Source organism: Kineococcus rubinsiae (assembly GCF_011839805.1).
Classification (GTDB): Bacteria; Actinomycetota; Actinomycetes; order Actinomycetales; family Kineococcaceae; genus Kineococcus; species Kineococcus rubinsiae.
In genome coordinates, this window is record NZ_VWPY01000114.1 from 1 (window position 1) to 4,276 (window position 4,276).

Below are 4,276 nucleotides of genomic sequence, written 5' to 3' on the forward strand. Positions count from 1 at the left end.
TCGCTTCTTTCATCTGGTCGGTTGCCGACCTACTGCGTGGTGACTTCAAACAATCGCAATACGGTCGCATCATTCTGCCATTTACCTTGTTACGTCGTTTGGAATGTGTACTGGAAGAAAGCAAGGCTGCGGTACTGGCAGAACATGAAAAAGTCTCCAAGCTGAATCTGCCAGAAGAAGCTCAAGAAAAGTTATTGCTGCGTGCCACCAACGGTCTAGCCTTCTTTAACACCTCCCCAATGGATCTCAGCAAAATGGGACAGAGTGACATCAAGGCCAACTTGAGCACCTATGTGCAAAGTTTCTCTAAAGATGCCCGTGAGATTTTTGAATACTTTAACTTCATCGAATTTGTGGGCCTCCTCGATGATGCCAACCTTTTGTATAAAGTCGTGCAAAAGTTTGCCACCACGGATCTGAGTCCAAAGAGCGTATCCAACCATGACATGGGTTTGGTGTTTGAAGAACTGATCCGTCGTTTTGCCGAAGGTTCTAATGAAACAGCAGGGGAACACTTTACCCCGCGTGACATTGTACGTCTGACCACTGCACTGGTGTTTATGGAAGATGATGACGTGCTGACCAAAGACGGCATTATCCGTACCATTTATGACCCGACTTGTGGGACGGGTGGCTTCCTGTCTTCTGGTATGGAATATCTGCATGAGCTGAACCCGAATGCCGTGATGCGTGCCTTTGGTCAGGAACTCAATCCGGAATCCTACGCCATCTGTAAAGCCGACATGCTGATTAAAGGCCAAGACGTGAGCCGGATTAAACTCGGCAACACGCTGTCGAATGACCAGCTTGCTGTGGATCAGTTTGACTACATGCTGTCGAATCCACCCTTTGGCGTGGACTGGAAAAAGATCGAACAGGACATCAAGGACGAGCATGAACAAAAAGGCTTTGATGGCCGTTTCGGTGCAGGCTTGCCACGTGTGTCCGATGGTTCACTATTATTCCTGATGCACTTGATCAGCAAGATGCGTGATGCCAGCAGTACCGAGAGCGGTAGCCGCATCGGCATTATCCTGAATGGTTCACCTTTATTTACCGGTAGTGCAGGCAGTGGTGAAAGCGAGATCCGTCGCTACATTTTAGAAGCCGACTTGCTTGAAGCCATTATTGCCTTACCGAACGATATGTTCTACAACACCGGGATTGCCACCTATATCTGGGTACTCAGCAATAAAAAAGCCGCTGAACGTAAAGGCAAGGTACAGCTGATTAATGCCTCAAACCTCAGTACCAAAATGCGTAAGTCGCTGGGTTCAAAACGTAACTATCTGACTGAAGCTGAAATTGCCACCATTACCCAAAATTACGGTGACTTTGTCGCGGTAGACACCTTGGCGCAGGATGGCGAAACCGAACAGCAAAAACCATTCGCCAGCAAAATCTTTGACAGTCATGAATTTGGCTACCGTCGCGTGACCATTGAACGTCCATTGCGTTTATCGGCACAGATCACGGATAGCGCGATTGCTGCATTACGCTTTGCCCCGAAACCGTTTAATGCCGTGATGCAAAGTATCGATGCGCAATTGGGCACAGCCTTTGGTACAGCGTGGACAGCAGAAACTTATGGTCAGTTGCAGGACGTGGCGCTTGAGGTGCGTGCCCTGATTAAAGCCGAGTTTCCTGAGCTAAAAGAAAAAGACATTAAAGAGGTACTGGACAGCAAAATCTGGTTATTCCAGAAAGCCTTGATGGAAAAAGCCCAAGCGTTACAGGCCGTGATTGGCACTGAGCAGTTTGATGACTTTAACCAGTTTGATGAAGTGCTGAAAAAAGCCCTCAAGCAGACCGACATCAAGCTGGATGCCAAAGAGAAGAAACAGCTGTTAGATGCCATTACCTGGAAGAATCCGGAAGCGGAACCGGTGATTAACAAGGTGCTGAAACAGGCGGAAAACCCACTGTATGGTCAGTTTAGTTATAAAGGCAAAGTTGTTGAGTTTGTGCAGGATGGGGATTTGCGTGATGCCGAGAATATCGCACTGAATCCAAAGGTCAGTACCACAGAGCTGATTGAAGACTACTTTAAACGTGAAGTGCAGCCACATGTGGCCGATGCCTGGATCAATGCCGACAAGCGCGATGAAAAGGATTGCGAGATTGGCATTGTCGGTTATGAAATTCCGTTTAACCGTCATTTCTACGTATACCAACCACCACGTGATTTAGCTGAGATTGATGCGGATTTAGATGCGGTGAGCCGTGAAATTATGGAACTTCTACAAGAGGTGCATTCTTAATGGCGAAGTATCAGAAATATGTTGAATATAAAGATTCAGGTGTTAGATGGCTTGGAGCTGTGCCTAGTCATTGGATTATTGCAGGTTTCAAAAAGTATTTAGAATCTACGGTAGATTATCGTGGAAAGACCCCTGAAAAGATGGATGAAGGGGTTTTTCTCGTCACTGCAAGAAATATCAAAAATGGAATTATTGACTATTCTTTATCTCAAGAATACGTAGCTTTTAAAGATTATGATGAAATTATGAGTAGAGGGATACCTGTACTCGGTGATGTTCTTTTTACGACTGAAGCTCCGTTAGGCGAAGTGGCTCAAATTGATAATGTGAACATTGCTTTAGCTCAAAGAATTATTAAGTTTAGAGGTAAGAAAGATATTTTAGATAATACTTACCTAAAATATTTTATTTTGTCTCAAGAGTTTCAAGATAGCTTAATGACTTTTGCCACAGGCTCGACAGCCCTAGGTATTAAAGCAGAGCGTATAGGATATTTACAGCAGTGTATTCCACCTATTCACGAACAAACTCAAATCGCCAAATTCCTTGACCATGAAACCACCAAAATCGACCACCTGATTGAAAAACAACATCAACTGATCGAACTGCTCAAAGAAAAACGTCAGGCGGTAATTAGCCATGCCGTGACCAAAGGACTCAATCCGAATGTCCCGATGAAAGATTCAGGTGTGGAATGGTTAGGGCAAGTGCCTGAGCATTGGGGAATTACTCCTCTAAAGCATCAAGTAGAGACCATTAATGGTTTTGGTTTTAGCTCGAATGATTTTTGTGATGAAGGTGTACCATTTATCCGTGCGGGAAATATTAAGCAAAAAAGTATTAATAACGTTGAAATTTTCCTACCTCAAGAAATTGTTAATAAATATAAACGGGTGATTTTATCTGCAGGTGATGTAGTAATAAGTATGGTAGGGAGTGATCCAACTGTTAAAGAATCTGCTGTAGGGCAAATAGGTATTATTCCGACTCATTTTGAAGGTGCTGTACCAAATCAAAATGTTGTTATTTTAAGAGAGAAAAAATGTAATTTACTGAAAAAATATCTCTTTTATAGTTTGTGTAGTACAGCATATCGAACTCATTTAGATATTTTTAGTCATAAATTAGCAAATCAGGCAATTATCAGCTCTTCATTAATTATTAGTGCGAAATTTACGATGCCTAGAGTAGATGAACAGTTAGAAATTATAAATTATTTGGATAATCAATTATTGAAGTTTGACCAAATGATGTTAAAGGCCGAATCAGCCATTCAACTGATGCAAGAACGCCGAACCGCCTTAATCTCAGCCGCAGTCACTGGAAAAATTGATGTTCGTAATTGGCAAGCGCCAATGGTTGCTGAGGCACAGACGGAGTTAAGCGCATGAGTCTAGACGCCACCCGTGAAAGTATTTTCCAGAACGATATTATTTCCCAAATGCTGGCACAGGGTTGGCAACTCGGTACGCCACAAGGCTACAACCGTGAAACCGCCTTGTATGAGCAGGACGTACTGGATTTTGTGCAACAGACCCAAGCACAAGACTGGCTGAAGTTTCAGCGCATCTTTCCGCAAGATACCGAACGGCATTTTCTAGAAGCCGTGGTTGCCCAGCTGAAGAAAGCCGACATCAATGCCACTGATGAACAGTCACGTAGCTTTGGCACTTTAGGTGTGCTGCGTCACGGAGTGAAAACCCGCAGCGCACGATTTTTCCTCTGTCAATTTAAACCAGAACATGCGCTGAATCCCGATACCTTAGCCAATTACAAAAAGAACATCTGCCGCATTGTACCGGAATTGGTCTATAGCCAGTATGCTACCGCTGCCGAGTTACAGGACATGGGCAAACAGGCCAAGAAATGGCGTATTGACTTGGTATTGTTCATTAACGGCTTTCCTGTTGCGACTCTGGAACTCAAGTCCGAGTTTAAACAGGCGGTGCAGAATGCCATGTTGCAGTACAAACGCACCCGCTTGCCGAAAGATCCAGAAACCAACAAGCCTGAAC

The 4,276-nt window shown here is 44.2% G+C and carries 3 protein-coding genes; all 3 read left to right on the forward strand.

The features are described 5' to 3' along the window. Positions 1–2,261: HsdM family class I SAM-dependent methyltransferase (locus tag F1544_RS27190; RefSeq protein WP_167588538.1), on the forward strand; the 2,261-nt coding region annotated here is incomplete at its 5' end. Beyond that, positions 2,261–3,652, forward strand: coding sequence for a restriction endonuclease subunit S (locus F1544_RS27195; RefSeq protein ID WP_087540636.1), 1,392 nt, complete (start codon positions 2,261–2,263; stop codon positions 3,650–3,652). The genes F1544_RS27190 and F1544_RS27195, both read left to right, overlap by 1 nt. Continuing rightward, positions 3,649–4,276: type I restriction endonuclease (locus F1544_RS27200; protein ID WP_208972484.1), on the forward strand; the 628-nt coding region annotated here is incomplete at its 3' end. The genes F1544_RS27195 and F1544_RS27200, both read left to right, overlap by 4 nt.